The organism is Oceanihabitans sediminis, from assembly GCF_003337215.1.
GTDB lineage: Bacteria > Bacteroidota > Bacteroidia > Flavobacteriales > Flavobacteriaceae > Oceanihabitans > Oceanihabitans sediminis.
In genome coordinates this window covers 1-3,256 of the sequence record NZ_QPIG01000011.1, presented here as the reverse complement: position 1 = coordinate 3,256, position 3,256 = coordinate 1, and the positions used below count along the sequence as shown (strand labels likewise).

The 3,256-nt window shown below is 31.1% G+C and carries 4 protein-coding genes; all 4 read right to left on the bottom strand.

Going from position 1 to position 3,256, the window contains the following annotated elements:
* Window positions 1-258: 258 nt before the first annotated feature.
* The gene (locus DU428_RS13285) at window positions 259-609 is read right to left on the bottom strand and encodes a hypothetical protein (RefSeq protein ID WP_113966859.1); all 351 of its coding nucleotides are present in this window, start codon (window positions 607-609) and stop codon (window positions 259-261) included.
* Between the two features lie 388 nt (window positions 610-997).
* A complete protein-coding gene (locus tag DU428_RS13275) occupies window positions 998-1,348 on the bottom strand; it encodes a hypothetical protein (RefSeq protein ID WP_114436868.1) in 351 nt (116 codons plus the stop codon).
* A gap of 190 nt (window positions 1,349-1,538) precedes the next feature.
* Window positions 1,539-1,922, bottom strand: coding sequence for a DUF1573 domain-containing protein (locus tag DU428_RS13270; RefSeq protein ID WP_113966856.1), 384 nt, complete (start codon window positions 1,920-1,922; stop codon window positions 1,539-1,541).
* Window positions 1,919-3,106 (bottom strand): hypothetical protein, encoded by a 1,188-nt coding sequence (locus DU428_RS13265; RefSeq protein ID WP_113966855.1) that lies wholly within the window; start codon window positions 3,104-3,106, stop codon window positions 1,919-1,921. The genes DU428_RS13270 and DU428_RS13265 overlap by 4 nt, the downstream gene beginning before the upstream one ends.
* Window positions 3,107-3,256 lie beyond the last annotated feature (150 nt).

The following is a 3,256-nucleotide window of genomic DNA, read 5'->3' as shown; positions in this document are numbered from 1 at the left end:
AACTTGTTGGACTGAATTAACCTCTTTGTCAGTTACTCCAATATCCTTTTTGCAAGAAGTTGTTATTAGTGTTAAAATCAGTAATGTTAAAATTCTGTTCATAGTTTTGTTTATATGTGCTACAACGGTTTTGTGTATGGCTCGTTGCGGGAAAATCCGTGTGGATTTTTCCGCATAACCCAAATGTAGTGAATTGCAATGAATTCCGGTAAGGAATTCAGCCGCAATGAGCTATACACGGTGTTGTGCATAGTTTTTTTATTCAGTTTTATATTCTGTTCTCAATTCTGCATAATTATCAAATTCCGTATCGAGTAAACTTTCCTCAAACTTGTATTTCAGATATTCCATATCCAATTCAGTCAGAGAAACTGTCTTTTTTCCGTGCAGAAAGTTGTCAATTGCTTTTTTATGATAAGCACAAAAAATTCCCCAAACCATTAGTTTTATAAAATCAGATTCATTTTCTGTTTTCAATTCCGCATTGTCCCAAGATTCCGATAATGTTTTAAAATTTCCGCTATCTTTTTCAACCGTTTTTCCGTCCGAAATATCAATTTCAGATGGATAATATTTAATTGTTAGATTATAAACTTCCTTAAATGTCAATTTGGTGAGCTTTATTTTATTTGCTTAATATCATAGTAACTATTAATAGAAAAAGTGATGACCAAAAAAAACCTTGATATATCTTAATAATTACATCTTGATTTCTGGAAAGCCATTTATTATTTGAATTACTTTTTACAACTTTCTTTATCAACCTTGTCACAACATATTTATTCCAAAAGTAAATTACAATTGTAAATATTAAGACAAAACTTATTTTTTCTAATGCGGTCATTCTAAATTATGCACAACGGTCTCGTATAACCGTCAGTTACGGGTTAAAGTACGCAAATTTTTCGGTTTAGCACTGACGTTAGCAATTCCGAGTGGATTCGGACGCAGTCGAATCCGCCGTAATTGCGGTTATACATTGTTGTGCATAGTTTTTTTAATCAGTTTTATATTCCGTTCTCAATTCTGCATAATTATCAAATTCCGAATCGAGTAAACTTTCCTCAAACTTGTATTTCAGATATTCCATATCCAATTCAGTCAGAGAAACTGTCTTTTTTCCGTTCAGAAAGTTGTCAATTGCTTTTTTATGATAAGCGCAAAAAATTCCCCAAACCATTAGTTTTATAAAATCAGATTCATTATCTGCTTTCAATTCCGCATTGTCCCAAGATTCCGATAATGTTTTAAAATTCCCGCTATTTTTTTCAACCGTTTTCCCGTCCGAAATATCAATTTCAGATGGATAATATTTAATTGTCCGATTATAAACTTCCTTAAAGGTCATCTTTTTTGCGAGTTTTGGTAAATTATGCACAACGGTCAAGTATAAGCGTAGTGCGGGATTAAAAGCACTTCACTTTCGGTTTATCCTTATTTTTACTAATATTCAATTCGTTCATATTTAGCACTTTGGCCCGCATTACGCTTATACAATGTTGTAGGTAGTGCTTTTTTATCCGCGTTTTAATATCCGATCAGTCAATGATTTCCGTTTTGATGTAAAATTGCAAATATTTATTATGTGGGTTGTCAGTTTCAATTGTGATTACTTTTTTTTGTAATCCTTTTAATCCCTCTGTATTAAATGTAACATTCACCTTGGTAGATTCATCAGGTTTTAGTTTGGTTTTGTTTAATTCAGCTTTAACGCATTTACAACTTGTTGCTACTTTGTATAAATTTATGGGATTATCGAATGTATTTTTTAAAACAAAAGTTGCTCGTAGAGATTCAGCCTTTTTAGTTATTCCAAAATCATATATTGATGAGTTAGACAAATCATTTGTATTTAACTGGTGTTTTCGTACACTGCAACCCACTATTGATAATAGCAGCAATATGTAAAATAGTCTTTTCATAATCCGTAGCTATGATTAGGACATTTTTCAATTTTTCGTTCGTTCACGTTTTCAAATTTTCCTGTCTTTCGGTTAGCTCTCCACGCTTTTATTATTTTGGTATGAAATTCAGTTTCTGTCGGGTTTACAAGTGCAATGATTTCTGTTTCTAATCCATTTTTGGTTATACAATATTCGGTTAGGATTCTATTTTCTAATTCGCTGTTGTCAATTTCTAAAATATCGATAATAATATCTTGATGAGTATCTATACTTTTAAAGAACAATAAAATCCGTTTGTCTGAAGAAGAATATTCTTGAATTCCAAATGAGTTGTCAAAATTGTCTATTGGCAATAAATAACCTCCAATATATTGTATGGGATAATCTTCAAAAACAATTTTTTTCCCAAATTGTAGTCTATCTTGACCAATGAGTGAATTAATGTCCGTTCCCCATAATTGAAGTTTATTTTTAAATTCAAAATGTTCTACAAATTGCTTTAGTTTTTTTAGAGGAATACCATAATCAATTAAAGCAGGGCCTAAGCACGTTGGTCTTATCATCAAATATAATTCGTCTTCGATGTAGTTGAAATAAAACTCAGGGCAAATATTATCTACCCAAACTAATTCTTTCAATTTTTCTTTTTTCAATTTCTGAGCATCATTGTCCCAATAAATATGATACCCCTCTGAATTAAAGATGCTTTTTAAGGTATCTGTTGGAATTGAAAAGAAATCATCAAAAATAAGTTTATCCCCTGTGTTTAAATCATAAATAAGGCTTTTGAAAAAGAATTGCGGTCTCCCAAGATAAGGGTAGATTTGTGAAAAGATAGAAATGTTTAAGATATTATTTGATAAGTATTCTACGGTAAAGTTTTCCGTTATCCCGTCCCCATATTTTTCATTAGGCCCGTAATTCAGTTGGGTAGAATCTATTTCATAGTAATCGTGCAATTTGTTAACGTATGTGCTATCGTTGAAAGGGGTGTATTCAAAATGTTTTTTAATGTCATCATTGATTTTCTTTTGAGCTACAGAATTTATTCCACCTTTTATTTGAAGTACGAGTGAGTTTACTTCAACAATATTTTTAATATCAAAATTCACTTCTAAGGTGTCAATTTCAATTTGCGTATTTGATTGTGAATGGGCAAATAATGATACTAAAATTAAAAAAGGAAGAATTATTTTTTTCATATTTCGTTTTTCGTCAGCATTACCTACAACGTTTATGTATAAGAATAGTTTCGGGTTTGTATGCGAGGATTTGTCGAAGGAAAATCAGACGTTACAAACACGCAAAGACCTTTGATTAAGCACTGAACCGCAATTATTTTTATACGGTGT

Bases quoted from the DNA above. Each gene is read 5' to 3' on its own strand.
- DU428_RS13270 (WP_113966856.1), bottom strand. From the start codon at position 1,922: ATGAAAAGACTATTTTACATATTGCTGCTATTATCAATAGTGGGTTGC.
- DU428_RS13275 (WP_114436868.1), bottom strand. From the start codon at position 1,348: ATGACCTTTAAGGAAGTTTATAATCGGACAATTAAATATTATCCATCT.
- DU428_RS13265 (WP_113966855.1), bottom strand. From the start codon at position 3,106: ATGAAAAAAATAATTCTTCCTTTTTTAATTTTAGTATCATTATTTGCC.